Source organism: Pseudomonas sp. IT-P395, assembly GCF_949767675.1.
Lineage (GTDB): Bacteria > Pseudomonadota > Gammaproteobacteria > Pseudomonadales > Pseudomonadaceae > Aquipseudomonas.
In genome coordinates this window covers 257,450-272,861 of record NZ_CATKPW010000060.1, presented here as the reverse complement: position 1 = coordinate 272,861, position 15,412 = coordinate 257,450, and the positions used below count along the sequence as shown (strand labels likewise).

The window sequence follows — 15,412 nt, the reverse complement described above, 5'->3', positions numbered from 1 at the left end:
AATGAAACCAGCTGCGAGCTTCAAGCTTCGAGCTGCAAGATTAAAACAGTGTGCAAGCGCTTTAACTTGCCGCTTGCAGCTTGACGCTCATGGCTGCTTCCAGGGCACCAGCCATTGCGCCGATGAACGCACCAATTGCTCGGTCAGCAAACCCAGCAGCTGACCGCCATTGCGCCAATGATGCCAGTACAACGGCACGTCGATCGGTTTATCTGGCAACAGTTCGCGCAATAACCCGCGTTGCAATTGTTCGCGCACTTGCAGTTCCGGCACCAGGCCCCAGCCCAGTCCGACTTCGGTCAGGCGGATAAAACCTTCCGAGGATGGGCACAAATGGTGTTCGAATCCGCCATCCACGCCCAGCGAAGCGAGATAGCGATGCTGGAGAAAATCGTCAGGCCCGAACACCAGCGCCGGGGTGCGCGGCAATTGTTCGGCGCGTACGCCATCAGGGAAATGCCGTTCGATGAACGCCGGGCTGGCCAGCGCGCGATAACGCATGGCGCCGAGCAACACACTGCGCGCACCGGCCACCGGCCGTTCGCTGGCGCAAAGGCACGCGGCGACTTCGCCGGCGCGCATGCGTTTGAGGCCGACGGTCTGGTCTTCGACGATCAGATCGAGCAGCAAATGTTGTTCGGCACAAAAATCGCCTACCGCTTCGGCCCACCAGGTGGCGAGGCTGTCGGCATTCAACGCGATGCGCAGACGTTCCGGCAGGCCCTCTTCATCCAGCGCCGGGACCAGCGTTTGCAGGTCGCGTTCAAGCAATCGTACCTGTTGCACATGGTTGAGCAGGCGCCGGCCAATCTCGGTCGGTGACGGTGGCGTCCCGCGAATCAGCACCGGTTGGCCGACCCGCGCTTCGAGCAGCTTGATCCGCTGCGAAATCGCCGATTGCGACAAACCGAGCACCTGCGCGGCCCGTTCGAAACCGGCCTGCTCGACCACGGCGGCCAGAGCAGAAAGCAATTTATAGTCGAACATCAGTTTTCCTAATGAGCGATCAGCACTATTGGTTTTTCTTATACAGGTTTCGACCGGAGAATAGCCAGCAAGCACTCTTTCTCAAGGACCACACTGATGGCTGGCGAAACTTCACTCTCGACGTTGTTGCGCAGCATGAGCCCGCAACTCAACGCCGGCGAATACGTGTTCTGCACCCTGCGCGACGGTGTGTTGCCGAGCGGTCTGGAGATTGTCGGCAGCTTCCGTGAAAAGGAAGGCCTGACCGTGATTCTGCAACGCGCCCATGCCGAACAGGCCGGCTTCAGCTTCGGCTATGTCGCCGCGTGGATCACCTTGAACGTGCATTCGGCGCTGGAAGCCGTTGGCCTCACCGCCGCGTTTGCCACAGCACTGGGCAAGGCCGGGATCAGTTGCAACGTGATCGCCGGTTACTACCACGACCATTTGTTTGTCGGCCAGGCCGACGCCGAACGCGCCATGCAAGTGCTGCGCGATCTCGCAGCCAACGCGGAGTAAATCTCATGTGGCAAAGCTATGTGAACGGCCTGCTGGTGGCGTTCGGGCTGATCATGGCGATCGGCACGCAGAACGCGTTTGTATTGGCGCAAAGCCTGCGACGTGAACATCATTTGCCGGTGGCGGCGCTGTGCGTGGTCTGCGATGCGCTGCTGGTCGCCGCTGGCGTATTCGGACTGGCGACGGTTCTGGCGCAGAACCCGACGCTGTTGGCGATCGCCCGCTGGGGCGGCGCGACGTTTCTGATCTGGTACGGCAGCCAGGCGTTGCGCCGGGCCTGTTCGAAACAGAGCCTGGAGCAGGGTGAGAACCAGACGGTGCGTTCGCTGCGGGCGGTGATGCTCAGCGCTTTGGCGGTCACGCTGCTCAACCCGCACGTTTATCTGGATACGGTGTTGTTGATTGGCTCGCTCGGCGCACAGCAATCAGTGCCAGGGGCTTATGTAGTGGGGGCGGCGAGCGCTTCGCTGCTGTGGTTTTTCACCTTGGCGCTGGGTGCGGCATGGCTGGCGCCGTGGCTGGCACGTCCGAGTACCTGGCGGATCCTTGATCTGGTAGTGGCGTTGATGATGTTCACGGTTGCCGGGCAACTAGTTCTCGCGAGCTGATTTATTCCAAACAGCTCTGGAACCTCTATCCCACACAGTTGTTGCGTGGTTATGCCGCTACCCCGGTGCTATGATCGAAACCCTGCGCCGCAAAGAGTAAAAACTCGCCGGTGCATTTCTGGCCGCCCGTGATCGGCCTTGCGCTCACCGCAACAGACCTGATTAGGAGAATCATCATGGCTTTCGAATTGCCGCCGCTGCCTTACGCACACGATGCCCTGCAGCCGCACATTTCCAAGGAAACCCTGGAATACCACCACGACAAGCACCACAACACCTATGTCGTGAACCTGAACAACCTGGTGCCAGGCACCGAGTTCGAAGGCAAGACCCTGGAAGAAATCGTCAAGACTTCCTCGGGCGGTATCTTCAACAACGCCGCTCAGGTCTGGAACCACACTTTCTACTGGAACTGCCTGGCGCCAAACGCCGGCGGTCAACCAACCGGCGCGCTGGCTGAAGCCATCAACGCAGCCTTCGGTTCGTTCGACAAGTTCAAGGAAGAGTTCAGCAAAACCTCGATCGGCACCTTCGGTTCCGGCTGGGGCTGGCTGGTGAAAAAGGCTGACGGTTCCCTGGCCCTGGCCAGCACCATCGGCGCCGGCAATCCGCTGACCAGCGGCGACACCCCGCTGCTGACCTGCGACGTCTGGGAACACGCTTACTACATCGACTACCGCAACGTTCGTCCGAAGTATGTCGAAGCGTTCTGGAACCTGGTCAACTGGAAGTTCGTTGCTGAGCAGTTCGAAGGCAAAACCTTCACCGCTTAAGCTGCGCGCCAGTCAAAAACCCGGCTTTTGCCGGGTTTTTTTATGGGCGTTTGATGATCGTTCCCACGCTCCTGCGTGGGAATGCATACCGTGACGCTCCGCGTCACTGGACGCAGAGCGTCCCTGGAGGCGTTCCCACGCTGAGCGTGGGAACGATCAGAGATCGCAACCTTCGGCAACGCCTGCAACAGAATGGCGTTTTTCTCACGCTGAAAGCGGTCTGCCGCTGCTTGCCGCCGTGCCACAGCGGACTACCATCAAAAAGAGGAAAAAATGCTGCGAACCGCTCAAGTTGAGGGCCGAAACTACCGACACAGTACAAATAGGGCTAATACTCCAAACAGCAGCATTTCGGCCAAGGCCACGGGCAAATCATCCCCGGTCTGATTGTCCCTTTGACTGCAAACACGGGATTGCCAATACTCATGGCAACTTGACGCTACCCGCACGGAACAAGGAATAACCCTTTGAAGCTGGAACTCAAGAACAGCTTGTCGGTGAAGTTGCTCCGGGTCGTGCTCCTGTCGGCATTGATCGTCGGCGTAGTCTTGAGCTGCGCGCAGATCGTTTTCGATGCCTATAAAACCCGTCAGGCCGTTGCCGGCGACGCCGAACGCATCCTCGACATGTTCCGCGACCCGTCGACCCAGGCCGTTTACAGCCTGGACCGGGAGATGGGCATGCAGGTGATCGAAGGCCTGTTCCAGGACGATGCCGTGCGTCAGGCCTCCATCGGCCATCCCAACGAAGCCATGCTCGCGCAGAAATCCCGCGACCTGCAGCAGTCCAACAGCCGCTGGCTGACCGACCTTATCCTCGGCCAGGAGCGCACCTTTACCACGCAGTTGGTGGGGCGTGGCCCGTACAGTGAGTATTACGGCGACCTGAGCATCACCCTCGATACCGCCACCTATGGCGAAGGCTTTATCGTCAGTTCGGTAATCATCTTCATCTCCGGCGTGTTGCGCGCACTGGCGATGGGACTGGTGCTGTACCTGGTCTATCACTGGCTGCTGACCAAACCGCTGTCGCGGATCATCGAGCACCTCACCGAGATCAACCCGGATCGCCCCAGCGAGCACAAGATCCCGCAGCTCAAGGGCCACGAAAAAAACGAACTGGGCATCTGGATCAACACCGCCAATCAGTTGCTTGAGTCGATCGAGCGCAACACCCATCTGCGCCACGAAGCCGAAAACAGTCTGCTGCGCATGGCCCAATACGACTTCCTCACCGGTCTGCCGAACCGTCAGCAACTGCAGCAGCAACTGGACAAGATTCTGGTCGACGCCGGCAAGCTGCAACGTCGGGTCGCAGTGTTGTGCGTGGGGCTGGACGATTTCAAAGGCATCAACGAGCAGTTCAGCTACCAGACCGGCGACCAATTGTTGCTGGCTCTGGCCGATCGCTTGCGTGCCCACAGCGGCCGCCTCGGCGCCCTCGCCCGTCTGGGTGGTGACCAGTTTGCGCTGGTACAGGCCGACATCGAACAACCTTACGAAGCAGCGGAACTGGCGCAAAGCATCCTTGATGATCTGGAAGCGGCGTTCGCCCTCGACCATCAGGAAATCCGCCTGCGCGCGACCATCGGCATCACCCTGTTCCCGGAGGATGGCGACAGCACCGAGAAGCTGTTGCAGAAGGCCGAACAGACCATGACCCTGGCCAAAACCCGCTCGCGCAACCGTTATCAGTTTTACATCGCCAGCGTCGACAGCGAGATGCGCCGTCGCCGCGAGCTGGAAAAAGACCTGCGCGATGCCCTTTTGCGCGATCAGTTTTATCTGGTTTATCAGCCGCAGATCAGCTATCGCGATCACCGCGTGGTCGGCGTTGAAGCACTGATTCGCTGGCAGCATCCGGAACACGGTCTGGTGCCGCCGGACCTTTTCATTCCGCTGGCCGAGCAGAACGGCACGATCATCGCCATTGGCGAATGGGTACTGGATCAGGCCTGCAAGCAATTGCGCGAATGGCACGATCAGGGTTTCGCCGACCTGCGCATGGCCGTGAACCTGTCCACCGTGCAGCTGCACCACGCCGAGCTGCCGCGAGTGGTGAACAACCTGTTGCAGATGTACCGCCTGCCGCCGCGCAGCCTGGAGCTGGAAGTCACCGAAACCGGCCTGATGGAAGACATCAGCACCGCCGCCCAACATTTGCTCAGCCTGCGTCGCTCCGGCGCGTTGATCGCCATCGATGACTTCGGCACCGGTTACTCATCGCTCAGTTATCTGAAAAGTCTGCCGCTGGACAAGATCAAGATCGACAAGAGCTTCGTGCAGGATCTGCTGGATGACGACGATGATGCGACCATCGTTCGCGCGATCATTCAACTGGGCAAAAGTCTGGGCATGCAGGTGATTGCCGAGGGCGTGGAAACGGCCGAGCAGGAAAGCTACATCATTTCCGAAGGCTGCCACGAAGGTCAGGGCTATCACTACAGCAAGCCATTGCCGGCACGCGAGCTGGGTGCCTATCTCAAACAGGCGCAACGCAGTAACGCGGCTATTTTATAAAAGCAAAGATCGCAGCCTGCGGCAGCTCCTACATTTGGAATGCGTTCCCCCTGTAGGAGCTGCCGAAGGCTCGGGCCGCGATCGGACGATCTTTTGATCTGCGTAAATAAGAAATATTTCCAGCCACAACCCTTTACACATAATGCGAAAGATTTGCATTATGTCGCAGTTTTGCGCACCCCCAGCGCGAGTCCACTCAACTATCGAAGCAGGATGTTCGCCATGATTCGTATGCCTCTGGCTACCGCCAGTCTGCTGGCCATCGCTATTTCCCTCGCCGGTTGCGGCGAAGGTAAAGACAAGGCCGCCGCTCCGGCCGCACCGACGCCAGCCGCCAGCACCACCGCACCTGCGGCGGCGCCTGCCGCTGCCGGTAAAGTCGACGAAGCCGCCGCCAAGGCTGTGGTCGCGCACTACGCCGACATGGTCTTCGCCGTTTACAGCGATGCCGAATCCACCGCGAAAACCCTGCAGACCGCTGTCGATGCTTTCCTCGCCAAGCCGAACGCCGACACCCTGAAAGCCGCCAAGGCTGCCTGGGTCGCCGCGCGCGTTCCGTACCTGCAGAGTGAAGTATTCCGCTTCGGCAACACCATCATCGACGATTGGGAAGGTCAGGTTAACGCCTGGCCACTGGACGAAGGCCTGATCGACTACGTCGACAAATCCTACGAGCACGCACTGGGTAACCCGGGCGCGACCGCCAACATCATCGCCAACACCGAAGTTCAGGTCGGCGAAGACAAGGTCGACGTCAAAGACATCACCCCGGAAAAACTCGCCAGCCTCAACGAGCTGGGCGGTTCCGAGGCCAACGTTGCCACTGGCTACCACGCCATCGAATTCCTGCTCTGGGGCCAGGACCTGAACGGTACCGGCCCTGGCGCTGGCAACCGTCCGGCCTCCGACTACCTGGAAGGCGCCGGCGCTACTGGCGGTCACAACGATCGTCGTCGTGCCTACCTGAAGTCGGTGACTCAACTGCTGGTCAGCGATCTGGAAGAAATGGTCGGTAACTGGAAGCCGAACGTGGCTGACAACTACCGCGCCACCCTCGAAGCCGAGCCGGGCGAAACCGGTCTGCGCAAAATGCTCTTCGGCATGGGCAGCCTGTCCCTGGGCGAACTGGCGGGCGAGCGCATGAAGGTGTCCCTGGAAGCCAACTCCCCTGAAGACGAGCAGGATTGCTTCAGCGACAACACCCACAACTCGCACTTCTACGATGCCAAAGGCATTCGTAACGTGTATTTGGGCGAGTACATCCGTGTTGACGGCACCAAGATGACCGGCGCCAGCCTGTCGTCGCTGGTGGCCAAGGCCGACCCGGCTGCCGACACCGCACTGAAAGCCGATCTGGCCGCTACCGAAGCCAAGATCCAGGTCATGGTCGATCACGCCAACAAGGGTGAGCACTACGACCAGTTGATCGCTGCGGGTAACACCGCTGGCAACCAGATTGTTCGCGACGCCATCGCGTCTCTGGTCAAGCAGACCGGTTCGATCGAAGCCGCTGCCGGCAAGCTGGGCATCAGCGACCTGAACCCGGACAACGCTGATCACGAGTTCTGATCAACAGCGTCTGCGTCAAAAAAAGGCGACCTTCGGGTCGCCTTTTTCATGTCTGCTTTCTGTGGTGATGCTGATGGCCCCATCGCTGGCAAGCCAGATCCCAGAGGGATTGCCGGTGTACACAGATATTGCGAACGCCGCTGTACCTGTGGGAGCTGGCTTGCCAGCGATGGCCGCACCTCGGTCTCGAGTGAAACCCTGCGTCATATCAAGCAAACGATAATTCCTCTTATTCAATCACCCCGGCCCTGTTAGACTTTGCGCCTTTGTTTTCGCCCGTCCGCAGGATGTCTGATGCCCTCGCTGCCTCTTCGCTTGTCCGCACTGTTGCTGGCCCTGGGCCTGAGTGCCTGCGATGACGCCCCGCGTTTCACCAAGGCCGAGCCCGGTGAAGCACGCTCGGGCGGTGCCGCGACCGTGCGCAAGACCGATCAGAATGCGTTCTCCCTGCCCTCGGCCAACCTGCCGCCGTCACGGCGAGTGGATTTCAGCGTCGGCAACAGCTTCTTCCGCAGCCCGTGGGTGATCGCCCCGTCGACCACCACCGCCCGCGATGGTCTTGGGCCGCTGTTCAATACCAATGCCTGTCAGGGCTGCCACATCAAGGACGGGCGCGGTCATCCGCCGCCACCGGATGCACCTAACGCGGTGTCCATGCTCGTGCGCCTGTCGATTCCCGATACACCGGAATTTGCCAAAGTCATTGAACAGGTCGGCGTGGTGCCGGAGCCGGTGTACGGCGGTCAGTTTCAGGACATGGCCGTGCCCGGCGTCGCTCCCGAGGGCAAAGTCCGCGTTACCTACACGCCAGTGCCTGTACGCTTCAAGGACGGCACCGAAGTCGAACTGCGTAAACCGGTGTTGCAGATTACCCAACTCGGCTACGGCCCGATGCACCCGGACACGCGTTTTTCCGCACGGGTTGCGCCGCCGATGATCGGCCTCGGCCTGCTCGAAGCGATCCCCGAAGAAGCGATTCTGGCCAATGCCGCCGCGCAAGCCAAAGACAACAAAGGCATCAGCGGCCGTCCCAACCAGGTCTGGGATGACGCTTTGCAGAAGACCGTCATGGGCAGATTTGGCTGGAAAGCCGGGCAACCGACCCTCAATCAACAGAATGTTCACGCGTTTTCCGGTGACATGGGCCTCACGACCAGCCTGCGCCCCTTCGATGACTGCACCGACGCGCAAACGGCCTGCAAACAGGCACCGAACGGCAACGGCCCGGACGGCGAGCCGGAAGTCAGCGACAACATCCTGCGCCTGGTGTTGTTCTACAGCCGCAATCTCGCTGTGCCGGCACGTCGTGGCGTCAACGATGCAGAAGTGCTGGCCGGCAAGAACCTGTTTTTCCAGGCCGGCTGCGATTCCTGCCACACACCGAAATACACCACCGCCGCCAACGCCGCCGAACCTGAACTGGCCAATCAAGTGATTCGCCCGTACAGCGATCTGCTGCTGCATGACATGGGCGACGGTCTGGCCGACAACCGCACGGAATTCCAGGCCTCCGGCCGCGACTGGCGCACGCCGCCGTTGTGGGGGATTGGCCTGACGCAAGCAGTCAGTGGCCACACGCAGTTTTTGCATGACGGTCGCGCACGCAATCTGCTCGAAGCGGTGCTATGGCATGGCGGCGAAGCGCAAGCGGCGCAGCAACAGGTTTTGTCTTTCAATGCCGAGCAGCGCGCTGCGTTGCTGGCGTTTTTGAACTCACTTTAAACACTGATAAAGAATCGGGAGCCCGACATGTTCCGTCCCAAGCTACTGTTCACCAGCCTTGCCGCGCTCGCCCTCGGCGCCTGCTCGCCGCAGGATCCGCAAGCGGTCACCTCGGCGGCCATCGCCAAATCGGTGATCCTGCCGACCTACACCCGTTGGGTCGAGGCCGACAAGCAACTGGCGGTCAGCGCCCTCGCCTACTGCCAAGGCAAAGAAACCCTGGAGACCGCCCGCGCCGACTTCCTCCATGCACAGAAGGCCTGGGCCGAGCTGCAACCGCTGCTGATCGGCCCGCTGGCCGAGGGCAACCGTTCGTGGCAGGTGCAGTTCTGGCCGGACAAGAAGAACCTCGTCGGCCGTCAGGTCGAGCAACTGGTCGTCGCCCAGCCGCAGATCGATGCCGCCGCACTCGCCAAATCGAGCGTGGTGGTACAAGGCCTGTCGGCTTACGAGTACATCCTGTTCGACGCCAAGCCTGACGTCGCCAACGCCGAGCAGAAAGCCAAGTACTGCCCACTGCTGATCGCCATCGGCGAGCGTCAGAAGCAGCTGGCCGAAGAGATTCTGCAGAACTGGAACAACACCGACGGCATGCTTGCGCAGATGACCAAGTTCCCGAACCAGCGCTACGCCGATTCCCACGAAGCGATCGCCGATCTGCTGCGCGTGCAAGTCACCGCGCTGGACACCCTGAAGAAAAAACTCGGCACGCCAATGGGCCGCCAGAGCAAGGGCGTACCACAGCCGTTCCAGGCCGATGCATGGCGCAGCCAGTCTTCGCTGACCGCACTGGAAGCCAGCCTAGCGGCAGCGAAAACCGTGTGGGAAGGCGTCGACAACAAAGGCCTGCGCGGTCTGTTGCCGGCTGAGCAAAAGCCATTGGCCGACAAAATCGACGCCGCTTATGCCGCTTCGCTGAAACTGTTCGACAGCACCCAGCGTTCGCTCGGCGAAATGCTTGAAGACGACGCCGGTCGTCAGCAACTGAACGACATCTACGACAGCCTCAACGTCGTCCATCGCCTGCACGAAGGCGAACTGGCCAAGGCGCTGGGCATCCAACTGGGCTTCAACGCCAACGACGGTGACTGATGAGGGCAAGTGCCATGCTGCGACGTCAGGTTCTGACTTTAGCTAGTACGCTGCTGGGAGCAGTGACGCTGGGCGGCTGGACGCTGTTCAAACGCAAGGATCAGAGCCCGCTGTTGCTGTCGGCGCGCGACGACACCGACGGCAAGCACTACGCCGTCGGCTATCGGCTGGATGGCACGCGGGTGTTCGCCACCGAAGTCGGCCAGCGTTGCCACGACATCATCAACCACCCGACGCAGCCGATTGCACTGTTCGTCGCCCGTCGTCCGGGCACCGAGAGTTACCTGATCGACCTGCGCGACGGTCAGTTGCTGCAGACGGTGACCTCGCAGCCGAACCGGCACTTCTACGGCCACGCTGTGGTGCACAAGGACGGCGAATACCTGTACGCCACCGAAAACGACACCACCGATCCCGGTCGCGGCTTGCTCGGCGTGTACAAGTTCGAAGGCGAGCGGCTGGTGCACACGGGTGAGATTTCCACCCACGGTCTCGGCCCGCATCAGGTGTCGTGGATGCCCGACGGCGAGACGCTGGTGGTGGCCAATGGCGGGATTCGTACCGAGGCGGAAAGCCGCGTCGACATGAACCTCAACGCCATGGAGCCAAGTCTGGTGCTGATGCAGCGCGATGGCACCCTGCTGAGCAAGGAAACCCTCGCCCAGCAGATGAACAGCGTGCGCCATCTGGGCATCGCCAGCGACGGCACCATCGTTGCCGGTCAGCAATTCATGGGCGCGTCGCATGAGCGTTCGGAACTGTTGGCGATCAAGCGTCCGGGGCAGCCGTTCGTGGCGTTCCCGGTGCCAGAGCATCAGTTGCAATCGATGGGGCATTACACCGCCAGCGTCGCAGTGCACAGTGATTTGCGTCTGGTTGCGTTGACGGCGCCGCGTGGCAACCGCTTCTTTATCTGGGATCTGGACAGCGGCGAAGTACGCCTTGATGCACCATTGCCCGATTGCGCCGGTGTCGGTGCGGTGAAGGACGGTTTTGTCGTGACCTCCGGGCAAGGGCGTTGCCGTTACTACGATTGCCGCCAGGATGAGCTGTTGGCCAAGCCGCTGGAATTGCCGGCGGGGCTCTGGGACAACCATCTGCATCTGATGGCCTGAAACAGCCTTAACAGATCGCAGCCTGCGGCAGCTCCTACATTTGGAATGCATTCCCCTGTAGGAGCTGCCGCAGGCTGCGATCTTTTTGCCCCCCCCTGTAAGAACTGCCAGTTGGAATCCCCCCTGTACTCGGAGTAATGTGCCCGCCTGTCTCACCTGATTTATCCAAGGAACTGGAAATATGCTGCGTCGCCGCATGCTGATCATGTTGGGTGTTGTTTTGCTGATCGTCCTGGTGCTGGGCGGGTATAAAGCCTTTTCGATCTACACGATGATCCAGGGCTTTTCCAAGCCGAAACCGCCGATCAGCGTCGCCGTGGCCAACGCCAGCGAGCAGCCGTGGCAGCTGCGCCTGCCGACCGTCGGCACGCTGAAGGCGCTGCAAGGTGTCGAGCTGAGTCTGGAAGTCGCCGGCACCGTCACCGAACTCAAGTTTGAATCCGGACAGAAGGTCAAGGCCGGACAGCCGTTGCTGCAACTCGACAGCGCCGTTGAAACCGCCCTGCTGGAAACCGCCAAGGCTGATCTCGGTCTGGCGCAACTGGACTTCGGCCGTGGCGCGCAACTGGTCGACAGTCGCGCCATCTCCAAAGGCGAGTACGACCGCCTCTCTGCCGTTCTGCAAAAGAACAAGGCCACGGTCAATCAGCTCAACGCCTCGCTGGCAAAAAAACGCATCCTCGCGCCGTTCAGCGGCACCATCGGCATCCGTCAGGTCGACGTCGGCGACTACCTCGCCAGCGGCACCAAAATTGCGACGTTGCAGGATTTGAGCAGCCTCTACGCCGACTTCTATCTGCCCGAGCAGTCGGTGCCGAAACTGGCCATCGGTCAACCGGTGCAGATCTCGGTCTCTGCTTACCCGGGGCAAAACTTCGCTGGCAAGATCAGCGCGATCAACCCGATCGTCGAAAGCACTACGCGCAACATTCTGATCCGCGCCACTTTGGCCAACCCCGACGGCAAACTGCTGCCGGGGATGTTTACCAGCCTCGAAGTGCTGCTGCCCGATCCGCAAAAACATATCGTGGTGCCGGAAAGTGCGATCACTTACACCCTCTACGGCAACTCGATCTACGTGGTCGGGCAGAAGAAAGCCGAGGACGGTAGTGTCGAAAAGGATGACAAGGGTCAACCGGTGCTGATCGCCGAACGCCGCTTCATCGAAACCGGTGAGCGCCGCGATGGCCTGGTGATGATCAACAAGGGCGTGCAGAGCGGCGAACAAGTGGTGACGGCTGGCCAGATCAAACTGGACAACGGTGCCCACATCGCCATCAGCGACGACAAGACCCTCGGCGAGCAGAACAGTCCGCCCCGCGCCGACTGATCAAGGAATTCCCATGGCTTTTACCGATCCGTTCATCCGCCGCCCGGTGCTCGCCACTGTGGTCAGCCTGTTGATTGTGTTGCTCGGCTTTCAGGCCTGGAGCAAGCTGCCGCTGCGCCAATACCCGCAAATGGAAAACGCCCTGATCACGGTGACCACCGCTTACCCCGGGGCCAACGCCGAAACCATTCAGGGCTATATCACGCAGCCAATGCAGCAAAGTCTGGCCAGCGCCGAGGGCATCGATTACATGACCTCGGTCAGTCGGCAGAACTTCTCGGTGATCTCGATCTACGCGCGCATCGGCTCCAACACCGACCGTTTGTTCACCGAACTGCTGGCCAAGGCCAACGAGGTGAAAAACAAGTTGCCGCAGGACGCCGAAGACCCGGTGCTGAGCAAGGAATCCGCCGACGCTTCGGCGCTGATGTACATCAGCTTCTTCAGCAAGGACTTGAGCAACCCGCAGATCACCGACTACCTGTCACGGGTGATCCAGCCAAAACTGGCAACCCTGCCGGGTATGGCCGAAGCGGAGATTCTCGGCAATCAGGTGTTCGCCATGCGCCTGTGGCTCGACCCGGTAAAACTCGCCGGTTTCGGCCTCAGCGCCAGCGATGTGACCAACGCCGTGCGCCAGTACAACTTCCTCTCCGCTGCCGGCGAAGTGAAAGGCGAATACGTGGTCACCAGCATCAACGCCAATACCGAGCTGAAATCGGCCGAGGCTTTTGCGGCGATTCCGCTCAAGGTCAGTGGCGACAGCCGCGTGTTGCTCAGCGATGTCGCGCGGGTGGAAATGGGCGCGGAAAACTACGACTCGATCAGCTCGTTCGGCGGCACGCCGTCGGTGTACATCGGCATCAAAGCCACACCGGGCGCCAACCCGCTGGACGTGATCAAGGAAGTGCGCAAGCTGATGCCGGAGCTGGAAGCGCAACTGCCGCCAAACCTGAAAAGCGAGATCGCTTACGACGCCACGCTGTTCATTCAGGCCTCGATCGATGAAGTAGTGAAAACTCTGTTCGAAGCGGTGCTGATCGTCATCGTTGTGGTGTTCCTGTTCCTCGGCGCATTGCGTTCGGTAGTGATCCCGGTGGTGACCATTCCGCTGTCGATGATCGGCGTGATGTTCTTCATGCAGATGATGGGCTACTCGATGAACCTGCTGACGCTGCTGGCGATGGTGCTGGCCATCGGTCTGGTGGTCGACGATGCGATTGTCGTGGTGGAGAACATCCACCGGCACATCGAGGAAGGCAAGACGCCGTTTGATGCGGCGCTGGAAGGCGCGCGGGAAATTGCCATGCCTGTGGTGTCGATGACCATCACCCTGGCGGCGGTGTATGCGCCGATCGGTTTTCTCACCGGGCTGACCGGGGCGCTGTTCAAGGAGTTTGCGCTGACCTTGGCCGGTGCGGTGGTGATTTCCGGGATCGTCGCCCTGACTCTGTCACCGATGATGTGCGCTTTTTTGCTGCGCCACGAGGAAAACCCCAGTGGTCTGGCGCATCGCCTCGACCGTATCTTCGACGGCCTCAAGCGCCGCTATCAGAGCATGTTGCACGGCACGCTGAACACGCGCCCTGTGGTGTTGGTATTCGCGGTGATCGTGTTGTGCCTGATCCCGGTGTTCCTCAAGTTCACCAAATCGGAACTGGCCCCGGACGAAGATCAGGGCATCATTTTCATGATGGCCACTGCGCCACAGCCGACCAACCTTGATTACCTGAGCACCTACACCGACGAATTCATCAAAATCTTCAAGGAATTCCCCGAGTACTACTCCTCGTTCCAGATCAACGGCTACAACGGTGTGCAGGCCGGCATCGGCGGTTTCCTGCTTAAGCCGTGGAACGAGCGCAGCCGCACGCAAATGCAGATCCTCCCGGAGGTGCAGGGCAAACTCGAAGGCATCCCGGGCTTGCAGATCTTCGGTTTCAACCTGCCCTCCCTGCCCGGCACCGGCGAAGGCTTGCCGTTCGAGTTTGTAGTCAACACCGCCAACGACTACGAACTACTGTTGCAAGTCGCCGACCGGATCAAGAAACGCGCCATGGAATCGGGCAAGTTCGCCTTCGTCGACCTCGATCTGGCGTTCGACAAACCTGAAGTGGTTGTCGATATCGACCGCGCCAAAGCGGCGCAGATGGGCGTGTCGATGCAGGACCTCGGTGGCACCCTCGCCACCCTGCTGGGCGAGGCAGAAATCAACCGTTTCACCATTGATGGGCGCAGCTACAAGGTGATTGCTCAGGTTGAACGGCCGTACCGCGATAACCCGGACTGGCTGAACAACTACTACGTGAAAAACACCCAGGGCGAGTTGCTGCCACTGTCGACACTGATCAAGGTCAGCGACCGCGCCCGACCGCGCCAGCTCAACCAGTTCCAGCAGCTCAACGCCGCGAAGATTTCCGGTTTCCCGCTGGTGAGCATGGGCGAAGCCATCGATACCGTGTTGCAGATTGCCCGCGAAGAAGCGCCGGCCGGGTTCGCCTTTGACTATGGCGGTGCGTCACGTCAGTTCGTCCAGGAGGGCAGCGCGTTGTGGGTGACGTTTGCCTTGGCCTTGGCGATTATCTTTCTGGTGCTGGCGGCGCAATTCGAAAGCTTCCGCGATCCGCTGGTGATTCTGGTGACAGTGCCATTGTCGATCTGCGGGGCGCTGATTCCGCTGTTCCTCGGCTGGTCGAGCATGAACATCTACACCCAGGTCGGGCTGGTGACGCTGATCGGGCTGATCAGCAAGCATGGCATCCTGATCGTCGAGTTCGCCAACCAGTTGCGCAAGGACAAGGGCCTGACGGCGCGCGAAGCCGTTGAGGAAGCGGCGGCGATTCGCTTGCGGCCGGTGTTGATGACCACGGCGGCGATGGTGTTTGGCATGGTGCCGCTGATTCTGGCCACGGGCGCCGGTGCGGTGAGCCGTTTTGATATCGGCATGGTGATTGCCACGGGGATGTCGATTGGTACGTTGTTTACGCTGTTTGTCCTGCCGTGCGTTTACACCTTGCTGGCGAAACCTGATCCCAAACCAACCGCATAACCCCCTGTAGGAGTGAGCCTGCTCGCGATAGCGGTGTGCCATTCAAATCATTATTAACTGACAGGCCGCTATCGCGAGCAGGCTCACTCCTACACGGGATCTGTGTCGTCTCGGGCATAAAAAAGGCCTCGCAACTGCGAGGCCTTTTAT

General features: G+C 60.3%; 11 protein-coding genes. 10 read left to right on the top strand and 1 reads right to left on the bottom strand.

What is annotated here, in order from left to right; all coding sequences use genetic code 11:
* Positions 1 to 87: 87 nt before the first annotated feature.
* A complete protein-coding gene (locus tag ACM6IN_RS27850) occupies positions 88 to 987 on the bottom strand; it encodes a LysR family transcriptional regulator ArgP (protein WP_007918929.1) in 900 nt (299 codons plus the stop codon).
* Positions 988 to 1,083: 96 nt separating this feature from the next.
* Between ACM6IN_RS27850 and ACM6IN_RS27845 the strand changes: the two genes are divergently transcribed.
* The 10 genes from ACM6IN_RS27845 to ACM6IN_RS27800 all read left to right on the top strand — a co-directional run bounded on the left by ACM6IN_RS27845 (position 1,084) and on the right by ACM6IN_RS27800 (position 15,262).
* Positions 1,084 to 1,485 carry an ACT domain-containing protein gene (locus ACM6IN_RS27845; RefSeq protein WP_007918931.1) on the top strand — a complete coding sequence of 134 codons (402 nt, stop codon included), beginning with the start codon at positions 1,084 to 1,086 and terminating at the stop codon, positions 1,483 to 1,485.
* Positions 1,486 to 1,490: 5 nt separating this feature from the next.
* Entirely contained in the window at positions 1,491 to 2,093 is a 603-nt protein-coding gene (locus ACM6IN_RS27840; protein WP_007918932.1) for a LysE/ArgO family amino acid transporter, read from the top strand.
* A gap of 176 nt (positions 2,094 to 2,269) precedes the next feature.
* On the top strand, positions 2,270 to 2,866 hold the full coding sequence (locus tag ACM6IN_RS27835) for a superoxide dismutase (RefSeq protein ID WP_007918933.1): 597 nt from the start codon (positions 2,270 to 2,272) through the stop codon (positions 2,864 to 2,866).
* A gap of 467 nt (positions 2,867 to 3,333) precedes the next feature.
* The gene (locus ACM6IN_RS27830; protein WP_123376487.1) at positions 3,334 to 5,385 is read left to right on the top strand and encodes a putative bifunctional diguanylate cyclase/phosphodiesterase; all 2,052 of its coding nucleotides are present in this window, start codon (positions 3,334 to 3,336) and stop codon (positions 5,383 to 5,385) included.
* Between the two features lie 222 nt (positions 5,386 to 5,607).
* On the top strand, positions 5,608 to 6,954 hold the full coding sequence (locus tag ACM6IN_RS27825; protein WP_414917071.1) for an imelysin family protein: 1,347 nt from the start codon (positions 5,608 to 5,610) through the stop codon (positions 6,952 to 6,954).
* A gap of 294 nt (positions 6,955 to 7,248) precedes the next feature.
* Positions 7,249 to 8,676 carry a di-heme oxidoredictase family protein gene (locus ACM6IN_RS27820; protein ID WP_414917070.1) on the top strand — a complete coding sequence of 476 codons (1,428 nt, stop codon included), beginning with the start codon at positions 7,249 to 7,251 and terminating at the stop codon, positions 8,674 to 8,676.
* Positions 8,677 to 8,703: 27 nt separating this feature from the next.
* The gene (locus ACM6IN_RS27815; RefSeq protein WP_007916589.1) at positions 8,704 to 9,768 is read left to right on the top strand and encodes an imelysin family protein; all 1,065 of its coding nucleotides are present in this window, start codon (positions 8,704 to 8,706) and stop codon (positions 9,766 to 9,768) included.
* Positions 9,769 to 9,782: 14 nt separating this feature from the next.
* Positions 9,783 to 10,883, top strand: coding sequence for a DUF1513 domain-containing protein (locus tag ACM6IN_RS27810; protein ID WP_007916592.1), 1,101 nt, complete (start codon positions 9,783 to 9,785; stop codon positions 10,881 to 10,883).
* A 181-nt stretch (positions 10,884 to 11,064) separates the two neighbouring features.
* A complete protein-coding gene (locus ACM6IN_RS27805) occupies positions 11,065 to 12,213 on the top strand; it encodes an efflux RND transporter periplasmic adaptor subunit (RefSeq protein WP_007916593.1) in 1,149 nt (382 codons plus the stop codon).
* Positions 12,214 to 12,226: 13 nt separating this feature from the next.
* Positions 12,227 to 15,262, top strand: coding sequence for a multidrug efflux RND transporter permease subunit (locus tag ACM6IN_RS27800; RefSeq protein ID WP_095125865.1), 3,036 nt, complete (start codon positions 12,227 to 12,229; stop codon positions 15,260 to 15,262).
* Positions 15,263 to 15,412 lie beyond the last annotated feature (150 nt).